The organism is Serratia sp. P2ACOL2, assembly GCF_003691565.1.
In the GTDB taxonomy this organism is placed as follows: domain Bacteria; phylum Pseudomonadota; class Gammaproteobacteria; order Enterobacterales; family Enterobacteriaceae; genus Serratia; species Serratia liquefaciens.
The window spans coordinates 3,171,196-3,188,466 of record NZ_CP033162.1 but is presented as its reverse complement, the minus strand read 5'-3'; the positions used below and the strand labels follow the sequence as shown (position 1 = coordinate 3,188,466).

The 17,271-nt window shown below is 58.4% G+C and carries 19 protein-coding genes and 1 pseudogene; 11 read left to right on the top strand and 9 right to left on the bottom strand.

Going from position 1 to position 17,271, the window contains the following annotated elements; translation table 11 throughout:
* The first annotated feature begins 2 nt into the window (after positions 1-2).
* Positions 3-680, top strand: coding sequence for a respiratory nitrate reductase subunit gamma (narI, locus tag EBA31_RS15615; protein ID WP_044551986.1), 678 nt, complete (start codon positions 3-5; stop codon positions 678-680).
* 107 nt (positions 681-787) lie between these two features.
* Here the strand turns inward: narI and EBA31_RS15610 are convergent, their stop codons facing one another.
* From EBA31_RS15610 to EBA31_RS15585, 6 genes are all read right to left on the bottom strand, one after another.
* On the bottom strand, positions 788-1,321 hold the full coding sequence (locus EBA31_RS15610; RefSeq protein WP_122079663.1) for a fimbrial protein: 534 nt from the start codon (positions 1,319-1,321) through the stop codon (positions 788-790).
* 13 nt (positions 1,322-1,334) lie between these two features.
* On the bottom strand, positions 1,335-2,393 hold the full coding sequence (locus tag EBA31_RS15605) for a fimbrial protein (RefSeq protein WP_238387469.1): 1,059 nt from the start codon (positions 2,391-2,393) through the stop codon (positions 1,335-1,337).
* Positions 2,390-3,232 (bottom strand): fimbria/pilus outer membrane usher protein, encoded by an 843-nt coding sequence (locus EBA31_RS27185; protein ID WP_202914234.1) that lies wholly within the window; start codon positions 3,230-3,232, stop codon positions 2,390-2,392. The genes EBA31_RS15605 and EBA31_RS27185 overlap by 4 nt, the downstream gene beginning before the upstream one ends.
* A gap of 58 nt (positions 3,233-3,290) precedes the next feature.
* Positions 3,291-3,965, bottom strand: coding sequence for a molecular chaperone (locus tag EBA31_RS15595; protein ID WP_122079661.1), 675 nt, complete (start codon positions 3,963-3,965; stop codon positions 3,291-3,293).
* Positions 3,966-4,011: 46 nt separating this feature from the next.
* Positions 4,012-4,557 (bottom strand): fimbrial protein, encoded by a 546-nt coding sequence (locus tag EBA31_RS15590; protein ID WP_122079660.1) that lies wholly within the window; start codon positions 4,555-4,557, stop codon positions 4,012-4,014.
* 422 nt (positions 4,558-4,979) lie between these two features.
* Complete coding sequence (locus EBA31_RS15585) at positions 4,980-5,600, bottom strand: tyrosine-type DNA invertase (RefSeq protein ID WP_122079659.1); 621 nt, start codon at positions 5,598-5,600, stop codon at positions 4,980-4,982.
* 445 nt (positions 5,601-6,045) lie between these two features.
* Here EBA31_RS15585 and EBA31_RS15580 point away from each other — a divergent pair, with 445 nt between their 5' ends.
* The 10 genes and pseudogenes from EBA31_RS15580 to EBA31_RS15535 all read left to right on the top strand — a co-directional run bounded on the left by EBA31_RS15580 (position 6,046) and on the right by EBA31_RS15535 (position 14,670).
* Positions 6,046-7,053 carry a 3-oxoacyl-[acyl-carrier-protein] synthase III C-terminal domain-containing protein gene (locus tag EBA31_RS15580; protein ID WP_122079658.1) on the top strand — a complete coding sequence of 336 codons (1,008 nt, stop codon included), beginning with the start codon at positions 6,046-6,048 and terminating at the stop codon, positions 7,051-7,053.
* Positions 7,050-8,066 carry an NAD(P)-dependent oxidoreductase gene (locus EBA31_RS15575; RefSeq protein WP_122079657.1) on the top strand — a complete coding sequence of 339 codons (1,017 nt, stop codon included), beginning with the start codon at positions 7,050-7,052 and terminating at the stop codon, positions 8,064-8,066. The genes EBA31_RS15580 and EBA31_RS15575 overlap by 4 nt, the downstream gene beginning before the upstream one ends.
* On the top strand, positions 8,059-8,865 hold the full coding sequence (locus EBA31_RS15570; RefSeq protein ID WP_122079656.1) for an MBL fold metallo-hydrolase: 807 nt from the start codon (positions 8,059-8,061) through the stop codon (positions 8,863-8,865). Before EBA31_RS15575 ends, EBA31_RS15570 begins: the two co-directional genes overlap by 8 nt.
* Positions 8,862-10,148, top strand: a complete 1,287-nt coding sequence (locus EBA31_RS15565) for a F390 synthetase-related protein (RefSeq protein WP_122079655.1) — start codon at positions 8,862-8,864, stop codon at positions 10,146-10,148. The genes EBA31_RS15570 and EBA31_RS15565 overlap by 4 nt, the downstream gene beginning before the upstream one ends.
* Positions 10,145-10,762: a phosphatase PAP2 family protein gene (locus EBA31_RS15560; RefSeq protein ID WP_122079654.1), complete on the top strand. Its 618-nt coding sequence runs from the start codon at positions 10,145-10,147 to the stop codon at positions 10,760-10,762. The genes EBA31_RS15565 and EBA31_RS15560 overlap by 4 nt, the downstream gene beginning before the upstream one ends.
* Positions 10,759-11,877: a sterol desaturase family protein gene (locus tag EBA31_RS15555; RefSeq protein WP_122079653.1), complete on the top strand. Its 1,119-nt coding sequence runs from the start codon at positions 10,759-10,761 to the stop codon at positions 11,875-11,877. The genes EBA31_RS15560 and EBA31_RS15555 overlap by 4 nt, the downstream gene beginning before the upstream one ends.
* On the top strand, positions 11,870-12,961 hold the full coding sequence (locus EBA31_RS15550) for an acyl-CoA desaturase (RefSeq protein ID WP_122079652.1): 1,092 nt from the start codon (positions 11,870-11,872) through the stop codon (positions 12,959-12,961). The genes EBA31_RS15555 and EBA31_RS15550 overlap by 8 nt, the downstream gene beginning before the upstream one ends.
* Before the next feature lie 2 nt (positions 12,962-12,963).
* Entirely contained in the window at positions 12,964-14,058 is a 1,095-nt protein-coding gene (locus EBA31_RS15545) for an acyl-CoA desaturase (RefSeq protein WP_122080642.1), read from the top strand.
* Positions 14,059-14,183: 125 nt separating this feature from the next.
* Positions 14,184-14,408, top strand: coding sequence for a hypothetical protein (locus tag EBA31_RS15540; RefSeq protein ID WP_020827426.1), 225 nt, complete (start codon positions 14,184-14,186; stop codon positions 14,406-14,408).
* Positions 14,405-14,670 (top strand): annotated as a pseudogene (locus EBA31_RS15535) (hypothetical protein). The gene EBA31_RS15540 and the pseudogene EBA31_RS15535 overlap by 4 nt, the downstream one beginning before the upstream one ends.
* A gap of 8 nt (positions 14,671-14,678) precedes the next feature.
* On the opposite strand, the gene EBA31_RS15530 reads toward EBA31_RS15535, so the two are convergent.
* Genes EBA31_RS15530 through EBA31_RS15520 form a run of 3 tightly spaced genes read right to left on the bottom strand, consistent with a single transcriptional unit; the run spans position 14,679 to position 17,253 of the window.
* Positions 14,679-14,828 (bottom strand): DUF2474 domain-containing protein, encoded by a 150-nt coding sequence (locus tag EBA31_RS15530; RefSeq protein ID WP_071844604.1) that lies wholly within the window; start codon positions 14,826-14,828, stop codon positions 14,679-14,681.
* Positions 14,829-14,842: 14 nt separating this feature from the next.
* On the bottom strand, positions 14,843-15,850 hold the full coding sequence (gene cydB / locus EBA31_RS15525) for a cytochrome d ubiquinol oxidase subunit II (protein ID WP_020827423.1): 1,008 nt from the start codon (positions 15,848-15,850) through the stop codon (positions 14,843-14,845).
* Between the two features lie 2 nt (positions 15,851-15,852).
* Positions 15,853-17,253, bottom strand: coding sequence for a cytochrome ubiquinol oxidase subunit I (locus EBA31_RS15520; RefSeq protein ID WP_020827422.1), 1,401 nt, complete (start codon positions 17,251-17,253; stop codon positions 15,853-15,855).
* Positions 17,254-17,271 lie beyond the last annotated feature (18 nt).

Sequence of the window (17,271 nt, the reverse complement as noted above, 5' to 3'; positions counted from 1 at the left end):
TCATGCAATTTTTAAATCAATTCTTCTTCGATATTTACCCCTATCTGGCGGGCGCGATTTTCCTGATAGGCAGCTGGTTGCGTTACGATTACGGGCAGTACAGCTGGCGTGCCGGCTCCAGCCAAATGCTGGATAAAAAGGGCATGCGCTTGGCATCCAACCTGTTCCATATCGGTATTTTGGGTATCTTCGCCGGGCACTTCCTCGGCATGCTGACGCCGCACTGGATGTATGAAGCCTTCCTGCCGATCGACGTGAAACAGAAACTGGCGATGATCGCCGGCGGTGCATGCGGCGTGATGACGCTGGTTGGCGGGGCGCTGTTGCTGAAACGCCGCCTGACCAACCCGCGGGTGCGTGCGACCAGCAGTTTTGCCGACATAATGATCCTGACGCTGTTGGTGGTGCAGGTGTGTCTGGGGCTGCTGACCATTCCGTTCTCCGCCCAGCATATGGACGGCAGCGAGATGATGAAGCTGGTGGCCTGGGCGCAGGCGGTGGTGACCTTCCACGCCGGAGCGTCACAGCATCTGGCTGGCGTTGCGTTGATCTTCAAATTGCATATGGTGCTGGGCATGACGCTGTTCGTGCTGTTCCCGTTCTGCCGCCTGGTGCATATCTGGAGCGTGCCGGTGGAATACCTGACCCGTCGCTATCAACTGGTGCGTAACCGCCGTTAAATTACTCTGCTTTTGTATCAATAACCGTCGGTAGGAAATGGTCCACCGACGGTTTTTTTCGTTAACTCCCTGAAGCAACAAAGCCCTCAGCAACAGCCCCATTGATATCAATTGCTGTACCAAAGGGTGAAGGTCGCGCTGGCATTAGCACTGCCTGCGGTTACCTTATCGGCGGTGGCGATATAGCGGGCGGTGAACCTCAGGCTGTTGAGAGAACCCTTGCCGCCCTTGATGGCCATCAGAGCGGAAGCCTGGCCCGGCGGCACTATGGCCCCCGCCGCATCCTGCAGCTGTACCGCCACGCCAGTCGCGACGCCGCTTGCGGCAGTTAACGCCAGCGCGGAGTTGTCGCCGCTGGCGGGCGTGCCGTCGAACTGCACTTTTATCTGGCCGATCTCCGCCGGGCAGTTTTTCAACTGCAGTTGGAAGGCGATGGCCGGGGCAGTCGTCCCTTTGGCGCCTAAGGCGGTGCGGGAAATGGTGCCCAGCGGCACGGTGAGCGGGTTGATTTCCGGTTGGCAGGTGGAAGACAGAATACGCCCGGTGATATTCAGCGTGGCGCTGTCGGCCAGGGCCACGGAGCTAACCAGCAGCAGTAGTGGCAGCAGACTCCGGCGGGTGAGTGAGGTGAATAATGGCATCTGGCTCTCCCGGTTACTGGTAGGTGATGTTGAGGGTGGCGCTGCTGTTGGCCAACCCGGCACCAACAGTGGCCTGGGTCTGGTAGTAGCGCGCGGTGAACGGCAGGGTTTCCTGACCGCCGGGGGAGGTTTTCAGCAGGATATTATTGTTGATTTTCAGCGGCACGCCGCCGTACAGCAGCTGCACCCCGACGCCTGTGGCGGTGCCGGTCTGCCCGGCGTTGGTCAGGGCCAGCACGCTGGTGTCGGTGGTGTCGCTATTTTGAGTACCGGCCAGGGCGACGTTGATTTTGGCGTCTTTGTCGCAGCTCAGGCCGACGTTGAAGCCTTTATCGCCGGTGGTGCTGGCGATGCCGGTGAATCGGGTGGCGGAGATATCCCCCAAGGGGATGTTGATGCTAGTGCTGTTGAGGGAGCAGGCGATTTTGGTGACGGTACCGGTGATATAGATGGGGATTTCAGGCCCATAAGCAGTTGGCAGGGATGGGTTTCCAACAATAAGTGCACCAATTTGCCCTGATAATGCACCACTGCTCAGTTCGCCAGTCTTAAACAGCTGAATTTTTCCTATCAGTGGCAAATTGTAATCTCCTCCTGGTAGACGCCCTGATACAGATACCCAATTACTCCCAAACCAATCTACTGTGCCGGTATAACCCACCCATAATGCGTAGTCTCCTTCCGCGCCAATAGCAAATCCTATGCCAGCAACATTCGTTGCAAAAACATACAGATAGCTACTGATTTGAGCCATGTAGTTACTATAAGACATAACGCCTACACGTATAATGTTATTGCTGCTATTATTTTTACAGTCATAACCGCTGCTGCTACTGGTGATGGCAGAGGATAATACCGTCAGATTGGCGGTGTCCTTTTGTACTATGATATTGCCCACATTTATAGTGAGGGCACCCGTTTTTGGGGTGCAGTCAAGCGCCCAGGCAGGTTGACTGCCTAGCCCCGTAAGCAGCAGCGTGGCGAGTAAATAGCGCGCCTTTATTCGATTGCTTTTGGGTATCTTCATCTGTTGTTTTCCTTTTGTGGCCTGTCGCGGTACGGTTTTTTTCATCGACAAATGCTCGCTATCTGACTTACGCCGCCTTCTGGCGTGCTTTGCGGCAGCTGATAATTAACCCGGCACTGTTCCGCGCCGCCGTTGCCCCATTTCACCTGCAGTTTTCCGCGTGCTGCCAGCCCACTCAGGTACACCTGGCCGCCGTCGCCGACAATGCTGCCCTGCGGCAGGTCCACGTCCTCCGCCAGCGTCCCCGCATCCAGCGCCACTTCGCTGCGCCGGTACGGCGACAGGTAAGGCACCAGCGCATAGCCGCGCCAGTCGGTACGCACCCCGGTCTGGTTGCTAACCCGTGCCCCCGCCGCCCCCGGTGCCGCCACCAGTGCCGCCGTTTCCCCCAGCGGCTGCCCCAGCGTGATGCCATTGGCGTGCGCCACCAGGCTGCCGCTCAGCCCGTAATTCAGCCGGCGACTGTTTTTGTCATAGCCATAGCCGCCGGTCACTTCGCCATAGGTGCCGCGGTAGTCCAGGTTGGTGTTGCCGCCGTAGCCCTGGCCGCGAGTGCCGTAGGTTTGCTGCACCCCCCAGCTCAGGTTGTTGTCCGCCAGCGCCACGCCGCTCAGCCCCTGGCCGTCGGCCCCGGCGGCAAAGGTCAGCATCCGGCTGTCGACCTGCTGGTCGTTCAGCAGAATATCGACCCGGTAGTCGCCCGGTAACTGGCTGCCGTTCTCTTCAAAGGTTGCCAGGCTGGTGACCCCCTGCTGCGGGCCGTCCAGCTCCAGCAGCGCCGGGTTGAAATAGTCCCGCGCCTGCGCCGGGCCGCCGAGGGCCAGCGCAATCAGCAGCGCCAGCCGGCGGGGCACCGCCGTTCTCCGTTTCAGTTGTCTTCTCACGTCACTTCCTTGTTGTGGGGGCCGTAAAGCGCCCTGTGGGTGAGGAACTGCCGGCCGCTTACTCCTGAAGCCGGCCCTGCTGCAGCGTGCCGATGCCGCCAAAGTCATTGATGACCCGCCAACTGATGGCGGTGCCTGCGGCCGTCGGCAGGGTAAAGGTGGCGCTGCCGTGCGGGGCCACATAGGTGGCGTCCTTCACTTCCTGGCCGTTCACCTTCACGCTCTGGAAATTCATGTAAAACGCCGTGGGGTTGCTGACCGCCAGCCGCGCACCCTGACGGCGCCAGGTCAGCTGGCCGGCCACGTCGTCGGGCAGCCCTTTCAGGGCTGCCGGGCGATAAATCAGCTTGATGCGGGTTTTGACGGCAATCTGCAGGGTGTTGTCGCGCCTTTCGGTGGAGGGGATGGTTTTGACATTCAGCCAGTACAGGCTCTCGCGGTCTTCCGGCAGGGCACCGCCGACGCGCACCACGCGCAGCACGTTCTGCCGGCCGGCATCCAGGCGAAACAGCGGCGGGGTAAGAATAAACGGCGCCTTCTCGGTGCTGCCTTCCTGCGGCTCGACCCAGGATTGGATCAGGTAGGGCAGCGCGTCCGGGTTATTGACGCTGAGCGAGGACTCTTTCTTGTCGCCGTCGTACACCAGGCGGGTGGCGCCCACCACCACGCCGGCCTGGGCCAGACTGCTAACCATCATCAGGCCGCTGCACAGGGCGGCAAAGCGGTATTTCATGGTGTCACCTCCGAAAAAAGGACGGCAAACGCCGTCCTGACAGAACTCAGTTGTAAACGATGGTGAAGTTGGTGCTGGCGTTGGCCGTACCGGCCCCGACCTTGACAGCGGTAGCGATGTAGCGGGCGGTGAACTCCAGCGCGTTGGTGACATCGCCGGCGCCGCCGGCCGGGTCGCCTTTTTTCAGGTCATAGCTGCCGGACAGGCCGCGCAGGGGAACCGGGTTACCGGCCTTGTCGGAGATTTGCACGCCGACGCCGGTGGCCACGCCGGCGCCGGTGGTGAGCGCCAGCACGTTGTTATCGCCGCTGACCGAGGTCCCGTCGAAGTTGACGCTGGCGGTGGTGGCCTCCGGGCAGGATTTGACCACCAGGGTGAACTTGGTGGCCGGGGCGGTAGTGCCGGCCCCGGCAAAGGATTTGGCGCTGATTTTGCCCAGCGGTACCGACAGGGTGGCGCTCGGGGTATCGACGATGCAGGCGGTTTCGGTGATGGAGCCGGTGAAGTTGACGGTGCCGTCGGCAGCAAAGGCGGCAGAGGCGGAGAAGAAGGCGGTTGTCGCCAGGAGGGTGGACAGTAGCGTTTTTTTCATGAGCATAATTCCTTAATGCCTGTGACTCAGCACAGCGATTCCATTAACCCGTTGATTGGGTTTCCTTTTTTGTCGTTTGGTCCGGTGGTTTGCCTGCGTTAAAAAGGCAACTTTTTGAACCAAAGTGTTACATTTCGTTTTTTATGCGGTGAACGGCACTATTGACTGACAAAAACAGCGCAAAACACCAAGGACGGTGTTTATTCAGTGCGAATGACTGGGTTTTCGGAATTGTTTCAAAGGGAGGCGGGCAACGGCGGCGGTTTGGGGCATGGCAGAGACATAGAACGGATAAATATAAATGTGGAGGAATTTATGGATAACTAATTGATAGTTTAATAGTTGAAGGGGGGTAGGAAAATGAAACGCAGGCAGTTATTGACATTTTTTCAGGGGATAATTAGCTTATGTGACAGTTTGGTTCAAAAAGTTACATTTTTCCCTTCGTTTTCTTGCTGTTTTTCGTCTGGCTCTTCCTCCTGCCACAAATGTTTAAATCGTCCGGCGTTGGCGGCGGTATACAGCACGGTATGCTGAATATTGCGGTGACCCAAATAATCCTGAATCACCCGGGTGTCGGTGCCGTTATCGGCCAGGGCATAGCCGCAGGCATGGCGCAGCATATGGGGATGGGCGGCGACCGTCAGCCCGGCCTGCTTGCCGTAGGCCTGCAGCATGCGGTAAATGCGCTGGCGTGACAGCCGGTAGCCTTTTTGCGACAGGAACAGCCACTCTTCGTCGCCCAGATTGCGGTACGACTGGCGTTTTTCCAGCCAGCGGGCCAGCAGGGTCTTCTCGGTGGCTTCCAGCGGGTGGATGGTGGAGAGGCCGTTTTTAAGGCGATTCATGTAAAGACTGCCGCTGTCCATGTCGAGGTCGTTGATGCGCAGGCCGTTGAGTTCACTGACGCGGCAGCCGTGGATGAAGCCCATCCAAATCAGGCAGCTGTCTCGTTCGGGGGCACGACCGACGGCGGCCTGTTGCAACAGGCGTGTGACCTCGGTGCGGGTCAGGTGCTTACGGTGAGCGGGGTTTTTTTGCACGGTATTTTCTCCAAAAGACAGGAGCAGACAAGAGGCCGGCCCCTGGCGTCGCCAGTTAATAACAGATGACGCGCAGGGAGTATAGTGCAGGTTGGATGAACCGGGGCGGCCGCGGGTGCGCTGAAACACCTGACCGTAAGCGGTTTTTACGATGCTTCATCCGCTTTTGGGCTTCCCGGTTGTTTTCCGCCTATTCTTAATTTATCTCCCCTGAGTGAGTTCCTGTAGATCTCCGTTCGACCTTGCTCTAGGCTGTGGCCGGATAAACAGACGTGATTTATCGGCTCAGTTAAATGAACGGAATCAATCAGTAAGAATGCCACTTAGGTTTTTCTTTATACTGATGTCAAACAAGGGTATGGCTGAGGATAGCGGGGTTTTGAATCATTAACCGCGCTTGATAGTTGGCCAACAGAATAATGGACAAGCAGGCTGAACAACGATAATGACCCTAAATAGCCTTTCCCAAAGCTTATTGCCTCTTAAAATTATTGCGACCGGCGCGGCGTTGCCGCCGCAGTGCGTCGAATCCTCTGCGCTGGACCGTCGCCTGAACAAGTCAGCCGGTTACGTAGAAAAACGTTCGGGCATTATTCATCGTTTCCATGCCGACAATGATGCCAGCCAGGCCGAATTGGCCGTTGCTGCGCTGGACGATGCTCTTGCCCGCCATGCGATCCCGCGGGACTCCATCGATCAGCTGATCTCTGCCTCGGCCATCGCGGTGCAGGCATTGCCTTTCAGCGCCGCCCATATTCTTAAACTGGCCCGACTGCGGCCGGGTATTGCGGGCTTTGATATCAACACCAGCTGCGTCAGTTTTATCTCCGCGCTGCAGGTGGCGGCAGGGTTGCTCAATACGGGCGTTTATCGGCGCATTGCCATTGTTTCTGCCGATATCGCTTCGCGCGGTATTGACTGGGACGATGAAGAATCTTCATTGATCTTCGGTGATGGCGCGGCCTGCGCTATTGTCGAGCAAGGTGACGGGCGTAGCGGCATTTTGTCCTACCTGATGGAAACCCACCCGGAAGGCAGCGAGCTTTGTGAGATCAGAGCCGGCGGTACGCGCCGTAATCCGCGTGCCGGCATGAATGACAGTGACTTTCTGTTCCATATGAAGGGCAAGCAGCTGTTCCGCCAGGCTTCTGCGCTGATCGAAAGCTTCCTTGGCCGCTTGCTGTCGGCCGCGGGGCTGAACCTGACACAAATTGCCACCGTGGTGCCGCATCAGGCCAGCCATCTCTCTTTGGAACATATGCGCAAGCGGCTGCATGTTTCCCCGCAGGCCCTGGTGGATATCTATCGTTACCGGGGCAATCAGGTGGCGGCTTCCATCCCTTCGACCCTGCACGAAGCGGCAATAACCGGCAGGTTGAACGCCGAAGGTCCGGTGATGCTGATCGGCACCGCCGCCGGTTTGACGTTGGGTGGCATGGTACTGCTGCCATGAAGGTGCTGGTGACCGGAGCGACCAGCGGGCTGGGGCGTAACGCCGCCGAGTGGCTGTTGGCCGCCGGGCATCAGGTGCATGCCACCGGGCGGGATATTGCCGCTGGGCGGCAGTTGGCGGCACTGGGCGCCAGGTTTTCCGCGCTGGATCTGACCCTCGCCGACGACGGGCAGTGTGAGCAGTTAATGGCGGGCCATGACATCGTCTGGCACTGTGCCGCAAAATCTTCACCCTGGGGCAGCCGCGAGGCGTTTGAGCAGGCCAATACCCGCGTGACGGAAAAACTCGCCGGCGCCGCCGGACGTTGCGGGGTTCAGCGGTTTATCCATATTTCGACGCCGGCGGTTTATTTCGATTTCAGTCACCGCCACAACGTCACCGAGGCGGATATTTCCCGACGCTTCGCCAATCATTATGCCGCCAGCAAGTTTGCTGCCGAACAGAGCATTGCGGCGGAGGTGTCCGCCTTTCCGCACACCACCTACCTGATCTTGCGCCCTCGCGGCCTGTTCGGTCCCCATGACCGGGTGATTGTGCCCAGGATACTGGCGCAGCTGCACGGCGATAAAGGCCTGTTGCGTTTGCCGGGCGGCGGTTCGGCTTATCTGGACCTTACCTTTGTGCTCAACGTGGTGCATGCGATGGATCTCGCCAGCCGTCAACCGGGTTTGCCGTCCGGCAGCATTTTCAATATCACCAACCAACAGCCGCAGCGGCTGGCCGATATGTTGCACCAGTTGCTCAACCGGCAGCTCGGCTGGCAATACGCCGTCAAAGCGGTGCCTTATCCCTTATTGTCGGGCGTTGCTGCGGGGATGGAGCTGTTGGCGCACGTCACCCGTAAAGAACCGATGCTGACCCGCTATAGCGTTGCGGCAGCCTATTTCGACATGACGCTGGATAACACTCAGGCGATAGAGGTGCTGGGTTATCGGCCGCGCTACAGTCTGGAGCAGGGGATTGAACTGACGGCGCAGTGGTTAAAGCAGCAGGGGATGAGCGCAGATGGCTAACATCACGACGTTTGAAATCGGTTATTGCACTCATCTGGGCTGCATGGCGCTGCGTGGTTCGGCCATGCGCAGCTGTAAATTTCCTTCCCGGGCCTATCTGCTGGAAGTCGGCGAGCGCCGCTGGCTGTGGGATACCGGTTATGCCAGCCATTTTGAGCATTACACCGCCAGCGGCATTTTTCGGCTTTATCGCCAGGTGACGCCGGTCTATTTCAGCCCGCAGCAGGCCCTGTTGGAACAGTTGCGCAGTCTGGGGCTGAACACTGGCGATATCGAGGCGGTGATCATTTCGCACTTTCATGCGGACCACATTGCCGGTCTGCGAGACTTCAGCAGCCTGAAGATGATTTGCTCCGGCGAAGGGTGGCAGCAAACCCGAGAGCTGCGCGGTTTTGCCGCGTTGAAAAGGGCATTTGTGCCCGGATTGATTCCGGAAGGTTTTGAATCTGCGCTGCAGTTCGTCGAGGGATTTCCGCTGCAAAGCCTGCCTGCCGCATTGGCCCCTTTCCAACAGGGCTATGCGCTGCCGGGCAGCGGCGGAGAAATTGTTATCGTGCCGCTGCCAGGGCACGCCGCCGGGCACCTTGGGGCCTTTGTGCTGACCGATGCCGGCTGGACGCTGCTGGCCAGCGACGCCGCCTGGTCGCCGCTGAACTATCAGCAACTGCGTGGCCCTTCGCGGTTGGCTAACCTGATCATGGACAATCCGCGCAGCTATTACGACACCCTGGGCGCGCTCAACCAGCTCTATCTTGGCGGCGCTGCGGAGATCCGCCTGTGTCATGAGGGGGATTTATGATCCCGCTGATGACGCTATGGCACTACCTGCGTGCGCGGCGACTGCGTTTTACCCAACGGGCGGCGCTGGAGGCCTATCAGGCGCGCCAGCTGAAGCGGTTTGCCCGGCGCGTATTGGCGAGCAGCCCCTATTTTCAGCCCTATAGTGCATTGCCCCTGACCGATTGGCCAACGATGGACAAGGCGGTGATGATGGCCAATTTCGATCGGATGAACACCGCCGGTCTGCGATTGGAGGAGCTTTTGGCCTGTGCCCGGCGCAGCGAAAGCGATCGCGATTTCAGCCCCAAAGTGGGCAACTACAGCGTCGGCTTATCTACCGGCACCTCTGGGCGGCGCGGCGTGTTCGTCGTCAGCCCCCAGGAGCAGCAGATTTGGGCCGGGGGCATGCTGGCAAAAATGTTGCCGCAGGGGGTGTTTGCCGGGGAGAAGGTCGCGCTGTTCCTGCGGGCCGATAACAACCTGTACCACAGCGTCAATAACCGTTGGCTGAGCCTGTCGTTTTACGATTTGTTCGCTCCCTTTGCCGAACATTTGCCGCAGATTGAACGTGAACAGCCGACGATTATCGTGGCCCCGGCCCAGGTATTGTGCGCCCTGGCTGATGCCGTTGAACGCGGCGAACTCAAGCTCAGCGTCAAAAAAGTGATTTCAGTGGCCGAAGTGCTGGAACCGCAGGATCGCCAACGCTTGCAGCGGGTGTTTGCGCAGGTGGGGGAAGTGTATCAGGCCACCGAAGGTTTTTTGGCCGCGACCTGCAGCCACGGCACTTTGCATCTGAACGAAGAGTTTATTCATGTCGAACCTCAGTGGATCGACGAGCGGCGTTTTACCCCGTTGATTACCGATTTTACCCGCCGTACCCAACCGATAGTGCGCTATCGCCTGGACGATATTCTGGTGAAGCGCGAACAACCCTGTCCCTGCGGGCAGGCGACCATGGCATTGGATCGTATCGAAGGGCGCTGCGATGACCAACTGCTGTTGCCGGCCAGGCAGAGCGCAACGCAGCAGGTCTTCGCCGACCTGTGTCGCCGCGTGATAGCCAATGCGTTGCCGGCGGTGGCGGATTACCGGCTGACGCAGCAGGGCGGCAGTGAGCTGTATCTGACGGCCGATTGCAACCCGGCGGCGTTGGCGAGCTGCCAACGGCAATTGATCGCGCTGTTCGAACAGCAAGGTATTGCCACCGAGCAACTGGCGTGGCACCTGCAAACGCAGGCGATCATGCCGCAGTTCGATGCCAAGCGCCGCCGCATTGTTCGCTTGCCGGAGGCCGGATGAAAATCGTTGTTTATCGCCTGTGGCAGATGTTGCTGGGGTGGGGATTTGTCGGGGTTATCTACCACGGCAGCGATCGCTGGCAAGGTGCCGGCCACTTGCTGACGCCCGGCTGGGTTGACCGGGCGATCCCGTTCAGCCCGCATGCCATCTGGCTGTATCTGTCGTTTTTCCTGATTATCCCGCTGTGCTATCTGCTTTGCCCGTTGAACCGGCTAAAATGGCTCAGAAGTACCATGCAGCTCAGCGCCTTGCTGGCGGGCGCCATTTATCTGCTGTGGCCGACGACGATGGACTATCCGCTCGTTCAGCCGGGTTCGGTGAGTGCTGATTTGCTGGCGGTGCTGATCGGCGTTGATTCGTCGCAAAACTGCCTGCCTTCACTGCATATCGCCCTGACGGTATTGGCGGTGTGGGCAGCGGCGGAAAGCCGCAAAAAACTGCGCAGCGTGTTGCTGATCGTCTGGGGGCTGGCGATTGCCTTTTCCATCTTGCAACTGCGTCGCCACCTGTTTGTTGATTTGCTCAGTGGGGCGGCGTTGGCATGGGGCGTGGGCTACGTCTGCCGGCGAGTTCAAGGGATTGGCTGGGGCGTACGGCAGGGGGAAGAGTCATGATCGATCTGGTGATACCTATCGTGTTTATGCTGTTGGTGGTGCTGGGGGAAGCCCTGTGGCTGCAGTGGCGGCACAAGGGCAGCGTCGATTGGCATGACGTGATTTTCAACCTCAACTCCGGGCATATCATGCTGTGGCTGTTTCGCGGTTTGGAAATCGCCTGCTACGGCTATGTGGTCACGCATTTCAATCAGGGCTGGCTGGACGGTTGGCCGCCGGTGCTGATGTGGCTGTTTGCGATTCTGGCCTGGGATTTCGGTTTTTACTGGCTGCACCGGTTACACCACCGTTTCCGCCTGCTGTGGGCGGTGCATGTGGTGCATCACCAGGGCGAGCATTTCAATCTGTCACTGGGCGTGCGCAACTCGTGGTATTCGTCACTGACCTCCATCCCGTTCTTTATGCTGTTGGCATTGGCGGGCGTGCCGCTGTCGGTGTTTATCACCGTTTCTATCCTGCATTACAGCATTCAGCTGTTTAACCATAATTCGGTAACCCCCAAACTCGGCTTTCTGGAGCACATCCTGGTGACGCCGGCGCATCACCGGGTGCACCACGTTAAAGACCTGGCCTATTCCAACCGGAATTTCGGCGGTAGCTTTATCTTCTGGGACAAGCTGTTTGGCACCTTTTGCCCGGCGCTGCCGACGGAGCCTTTTACCTATGGCGTGCGTGGCGACAAATCTTCCGCCAATCCGTTTTGGGCCAGTAACCTGCCGTTTATGCGCTATTTCAAGCTGCCTTTCCAACCTTCGACCCAGAGCGGGCGTTTCCGCTGTTCCGCCGGCTGCCTGGTAAGCGGGGCGATGCTGCTGTTCGCTCTGGTGTTGGGTTATGTTTATCGTTTTGGTTACGGGTATGGCGGGGTGACCAGCGAGCAGGCGGCGTTGTTTGTGCTGTTGGCGGCCGGGGCGATAGCCTTGGGTGGGATGGCTGAAGGTCGCCGCTGGGGCGTAGGTGTTTGGCTGTTGGTGACGTTGGCATTCCCCCTGTGGTTATTGAGCATGCCCGATGGGCAGTCTGCTCTCTGGTGGGGCGTAGTCGGTGCCATGGTGTTGCACGGTTGCGCTGTCGCGGTCGGTTGGGGACGCCAAAAGGAGGCCGCGTATGGCTGATTTGCCGCCGCTGAGTTTTCCCGCTGAGGGGGAACAGGCGTTTCATCGGGAATTGAAACGACGGGCGCATGCTTATCTGAGCGGTCGCGACGATCACCGTTTTGCCGATGCGGCCCGTTGGGCCAAGGCCACGATTTTGCTGTTGCTTTGCGTGGGCTTCTACCTGCTCAGTTTGATGCAGCACCAGGCTCTGGCCTTTATGCTGAGTTACTTCGCTTTTGTCATGATGGGCATGTTGCTCAACGTCAACGTCAATCACGATGCTTCACACAACGCCTTCGCCCGCACGCCGTGGGTCAATCGTCTGGCCGGGCGGCTGGTGACTTTGCCGCTGGGCGTCGATCCGGATTACTGGCGAACCCGGCACGTCAGCTATCACCATGTGTATGCCAACGTCGAACATTACGATCTGGATACGGAAGAGAACGGCTTTTTCCGCCAAACCCCGTTCCAACGTTGGCGGGCTTATATGCGCTATCAACATCTTTACTGGCCGCTGATTGCCGCGCTGTCGCTGCCGTACATTGCGCTGGTGTTCGATTGGTCGGATCGCTTGGGCAAAACACCGTTGGCGACCAAGGGCGTATTGCCGGGGCGTAAGGGCTGGGCGATGTTTATTGCCGGCAAATTGTGTCACCTGTTGCTGGTGCTGGTGATCCCGTTGGTGGTGGCACAACAAAATGGCATCGGCTGGCAAACGGTACTGATTGCCTATTTGATTAGCCAAATGCTGGCTTCGTTACTGGTGGTTTTTTTGCTGTTGGGCACGCACTGGGCGCAAGCCGAATTTTATGCGGTGCCGGCAGGCAGCCAGATGCCGCAGGGCTGGTATCGGCATAACTTCGCCACCGCCTGCGACTGGGAAACTTCGCCGAAGAGCTTGCACCATCTGACCGGCGGGTTGAATTATCATCTTACTCACCATCTGTTCCCCGGCTGGAATCATCGCCATTATCCGGCGCTGGCTGCCATATTGGCTGAGACGGCGGCGCGACACGGCATGGATTATCGCTGTATCGGTTATCGTGAATTGTTGCGACAGCAGCAACGTTTTTTACGTGCTATGGGGCAGCCACCACAATGAAAATGCCGGATACCACACCGCTGCCGCCCTTGGCGTTCCAGCGAGAGGCGAGTGAGATCCATCAGGAGCTGATGCGGGCCAGCCAGGCCTACCTGGCGACGCGCGGCGATCACCGTTTTGCCGACGGCAGAATGTTCGCCAAGCTGTTGGCGCTAATACTGCTGTGCGCCGGTTTTTACGCGCTGAGCCTGCAGCAGCAACATTTCTGGGTCTATTTCGGCTGTTACGTCGGCTTTATTTTTTCCGCCATGATGCTAACGGTGAATGTAGTACACGACGCCTCGCATAATGCCGTTTTCAAACGCGCACGGTTAAATCACTGGCTTAACTTCTTTGTCAGTATGCCCCTGGGTCTGGATGCCGACTGCTGGCGAGTGCGGCATGTCATTTTCCACCACGCCTATAACAATATCGAAGGTTACGATCCGGACATTGAACCCAACGGGGTGTTGCGCCAAACGCCGTTCCAGCGCCGCAAGGCGTTTATGCGCCTTCAGCCTTATTATTGGCCGATCGTCGCGGCGCTGACTTTCCCTTATTACATCTGGTTGTTCGACTGGTTGGATCGCGCCGGTAAAACCCGCATGACGCCAAAGATGATGTTCCAGGGCCGGAAGGGGTGGGGGATTTTCCTGTTGGGCAAGCTGGCGCATTTTACCCTGGCGCTGGCCGTTCCGCTGTGGCTCACGCCGCCGACGATCGGCGTCGGCACGGTGTTACTGACCTATCTGCTCAGCCAGATGCTGTCGTCGCTGGTGTTTGTGATGCTGATTGTCGGCACCCACTGGGCCAAAGCCAACTTTTATCAGGCCCCCGAACAGGGAAGGTTGGCGCACGGTTGGTATCAGCACGTTTTTGCCACCACCTTTGACTGGCAAGCTTCACCGGCGTGGCTGGGGTATTGGCTTGGCGGGGCTAACCTGCACCTGACGCACCACCTGTTTCCCCATTGGAATCACCGCCACTACCCGGCATTGAGTCGCATCATTGAAGAGGTTGCCCCGCGTTTTGGCATTGATTATCGGGTCCTTGAACTGAGGGAGCTGCTGCGGTTACAGCAACGTTTTCTCAGCGCTATGGGGCGTAAGCCCAGCTGATCGTGGCTAAACGCAAGTCTTGCAACATATTGAATTTGCGAGACGTTACGCAGTTCACTAATTGAACAGGCCGTGCGGCTCACGTAAACTCTATCTCACTGACAGTCAGCCACAGGAGGTGGAGTATGCGCAGTTTGCCGATCCGTTTATCCAATAAGATTGATGACGATCTGAATGATATAGCCCGGCGCCATGGGATGGAGAAAACCGAGGTGATCAAGATGGCCTTTGCGTTGATAGCCATAGCCGATAAGCACTGGATGAAACAGAACGGAACGTCCCTTGGCATCGTGCGGGAGAATGGCAAAGAGCTGGAGGCCGTGGGGCGAGTCGTGGGGATCTTCCCATGAGCACCGAAAACGCAAACCTGCACGATGAGGCCGCCAGGGGTACCTGAAGGAGATATTGGTCTTCGATGAAATGGAACGTTTGCGCTTGGCGCGTCAGGTGCTGTGCGGGATCTTCGTGATAAGCGTGGGCGTTTTTACCGCCCACGCTTATTGGGATCAAAGCGAGCCTATCAGGCAAGTGTTCGAGCTGTTGAAAATTGGTGCGCTACCCTTGGTAACGCTGGTTATTTCCTTCTACTTCCCCAATACTTCGGCCAGATAGCGCTCAACTTATTCCGATTTCATGCCCGCGGCGGTCATCAGCAGGCGGAACATCGAGGCGACCAGGAACAGCCCCAGTACGCTGGCGCTCCAGATAATCACCAGCCAGCCAACGCGCTTCCACCAGGGGGCCGGAGCGGATGCGGTTTTATTTTGCATAATGTCTTCCCTCATCAGTGGTAACCCTGTTCATGGCTGACCTTGCCGCGGAACACGTAGTAGCTCCAGAAGGTGTAGACCAAGATAATCGGGATGATAAATAGCGCGCCGACCAGCATAAAGCCCAGGCTTTGCGGTGGGGCTGCGGCGTCCCACAGGGTGATGGACGGTGGGATCAACAGCGGCCAGATGCTGATGCCCAAGCCGCTCAGGCCGAGGAACACCAGCAGCAGGGTCAGCAAGAACGGCGAATAGTGCGCCGCGTTTTTCACGCCGCGCTGGATACCCCAGGCGCTGAGCAACACCAATACCGGCACCGGCAGCAGCCAGAACAGGTTTGGCAGCGTAAACCAGCGGCTGGCGATCTCGGGATGGGCAATCGGCGTCCAGATACTGACCACCGCCAATACCAGCAGCAGAGTGATCAGCAGCGGCGTTGCCAACCGATACATGCGTGCCTGCAGATCCCCGGCGGTCTTCATCACCAGCCAGGTACAGCCCAGCAGTGCATAGGTCACCACCAGCCCCAACCCGCAAAACAGCGCAAACGGCGTCAGCCAGTCTAGAGCACCACCGGCATAGCTACGGCCGTTGACCGGGAAGCCGTTGATGATGGCACCCACCACCACCCCCTGACTGAAGGTGGCGAAGAGAGAGCCCCAGATAAACGCCTTATCCCAGATATGCCGCTTTTCCTCCTTGGCCTTGAAGCGGAATTCAAAGGCCACGCCGCGGAAAATCAACCCGAACAGCATCAGGGTGAGCGGGATGGCCAGCGCATCGAGGATCACCGCGTAGGCCAACGGGAAGGCGCCAAACAGCGCCGCACCGCCCAGTACCAGCCAGGTTTCGTTGCCGTCCCACACCGGTGCGACGGTGTTCATCATCACATCGCGGTCACCGCTGTCCTTGACCCAGGGGAACAGGATGCCGATACCCAAATCAAAGCCGTCCATTACCACGTACATCATGGTGCTGAACACGATGATCACAAACCAAATCAACGGAAGATCAATGCCCATGCTCAGCTCCTGTCATCCAGAGTTTCTTTTACCGCAGACAGCGGGCGAGCCGGTCTGCCGTCCGTGTCGTCTTCATGGCTTTCATGCTGCTGCGGTCCCTTACGGATCAGGCGCATCATGTAGGAGTAGCCCACGCCGAACACCGAACAGTAAACGATGATAAACGCCAGCAGGCTGATGCTCATGTGCAAATCACCGTGCGCAGAGACCGCATCTTTGGTACGCAGCAGGCCATAGACCACCCACGGCTGTCGGCCGATTTCGGTGGTGAACCAACCCGCCAGCAGCGCCAGCAGCCCCGATGGCCCCATCCACAGGATGAAGTACAGGAAGGGGCGCGACTGGTAAAGCCCGCCGCGCCAGCGCAGCCACAGGCTCCACACCCCTGCGAGGATCATCAGCATGCCGAGCGCTACCATGATGCGGAACGACCAGAACACCACGGTGGAGTTGGGGCGATCTTCCGGCGGGAAGGATTTCAGCGCCGGGACCTGTTCGGTCAGGCTGTGAGTCAGGATCAGGCTGCCAAGATAGGGCACTTCCAGCTTGAAGCGAGTCTCTTCACGCTCCATGTCCGGCCAACCGAACAGGATCAGCGGCGTGGCCTCTCCCGGCGGGTTTTCCCAGTGGCCTTCAATGGCGGCAATCTTCGCCGGTTGGTACTTCAGCGTATTCAGGCCGTGCGCATCACCAATCAGGGCTTGTACCGGTGCGACGATCAGCGCCATCCACATCGCCATCGACAGCATTTTGCGCATTGCCGGCGTATCACGCCCGCGCAGCAGGTGCCAGGCGGCGGAAGCGCCCACGAAGAAGGCCGAAGACAGGAAGGCGGCGGTCGACATGTGCAACAGACGGTAGGGGAATGACGGGTTGAATATCACTTTCAGCCAGTCGACCGGTACCACCTGGCCGTTGATGATTTCGTGTCCCTGCGGCGTTTGCATCCAGCTGTTGGAAGCCAGGATCCAAAAGGTGGAAATCAGGGTGCCCAGCGCCACCATGCAGGTCGCGAAGAAGTGCAACCCTGGCCCGACGCGGTTCCAACCGAACAGCATCACCCCAAGGAAGCCGGCTTCGAGGAAGAAGGCGGTCAGCACTTCATAGGTCAGCAACGGGCCGGTAATACTGCCGGCAAACTCAGAGAAGAAGCTCCAGTTGGTACCGAACTGATAGGCCATTACCAGCCCGGAAACCACGCCCATGCCGAAGTTGACGGCGAAAATTTTTGACCAGAAATGGTACAAATCGCGATAGGCTTCATTACGCGTTTTCAGCCATAACCCTTCCAGCACCGCCAGATAACTGGCCAAACCTATGGTGATTGCGGGAAAAATAATATGGAAAGAAACGGTGAAGGCGAACTGTATTCTGGCAAGTTCCAGTGCATCAAGACCCAGCATGGCGCCTCCTTGGGTTGG

Bases quoted from the DNA above. Each gene is read 5' to 3' on its own strand.
- EBA31_RS15575 (WP_122079657.1), top strand. From the start codon at position 7,050: ATGAAGGTGCTGGTGACCGGAGCGACCAGCGGGCTGGGGCGTAACGCC.
- EBA31_RS15540 (WP_020827426.1), top strand. From the start codon at position 14,184: ATGCGCAGTTTGCCGATCCGTTTATCCAATAAGATTGATGACGATCTG.
- EBA31_RS15555 (WP_122079653.1), top strand. From the start codon at position 10,759: ATGATCGATCTGGTGATACCTATCGTGTTTATGCTGTTGGTGGTGCTG.
- EBA31_RS15520 (WP_020827422.1), bottom strand. From the start codon at position 17,253: ATGCTGGGTCTTGATGCACTGGAACTTGCCAGAATACAGTTCGCCTTC.
- narI (WP_044551986.1), top strand. From the start codon at position 3: ATGCAATTTTTAAATCAATTCTTCTTCGATATTTACCCCTATCTGGCG.
- EBA31_RS15610 (WP_122079663.1), bottom strand. From the start codon at position 1,321: ATGCCATTATTCACCTCACTCACCCGCCGGAGTCTGCTGCCACTACTG.
- EBA31_RS15570 (WP_122079656.1), top strand. From the start codon at position 8,059: ATGGCTAACATCACGACGTTTGAAATCGGTTATTGCACTCATCTGGGC.
- EBA31_RS15595 (WP_122079661.1), bottom strand. From the start codon at position 3,965: ATGAAATACCGCTTTGCCGCCCTGTGCAGCGGCCTGATGATGGTTAGC.
- EBA31_RS15565 (WP_122079655.1), top strand. From the start codon at position 8,862: ATGATCCCGCTGATGACGCTATGGCACTACCTGCGTGCGCGGCGACTG.
- EBA31_RS15550 (WP_122079652.1), top strand. From the start codon at position 11,870: ATGGCTGATTTGCCGCCGCTGAGTTTTCCCGCTGAGGGGGAACAGGCG.
- cydB (WP_020827423.1), bottom strand. From the start codon at position 15,850: ATGGGCATTGATCTTCCGTTGATTTGGTTTGTGATCATCGTGTTCAGC.
- EBA31_RS15530 (WP_071844604.1), bottom strand. From the start codon at position 14,828: ATGCAAAATAAAACCGCATCCGCTCCGGCCCCCTGGTGGAAGCGCGTT.
- EBA31_RS15590 (WP_122079660.1), bottom strand. From the start codon at position 4,557: ATGAAAAAAACGCTACTGTCCACCCTCCTGGCGACAACCGCCTTCTTC.
- EBA31_RS15560 (WP_122079654.1), top strand. From the start codon at position 10,145: ATGAAAATCGTTGTTTATCGCCTGTGGCAGATGTTGCTGGGGTGGGGA.
- EBA31_RS15580 (WP_122079658.1), top strand. From the start codon at position 6,046: ATGACCCTAAATAGCCTTTCCCAAAGCTTATTGCCTCTTAAAATTATT.
- EBA31_RS15605 (WP_238387469.1), bottom strand. From the start codon at position 2,393: ATGAAAAAAACCGTACCGCGACAGGCCACAAAAGGAAAACAACAGATG.
- EBA31_RS15545 (WP_122080642.1), top strand. From the start codon at position 12,964: ATGCCGGATACCACACCGCTGCCGCCCTTGGCGTTCCAGCGAGAGGCG.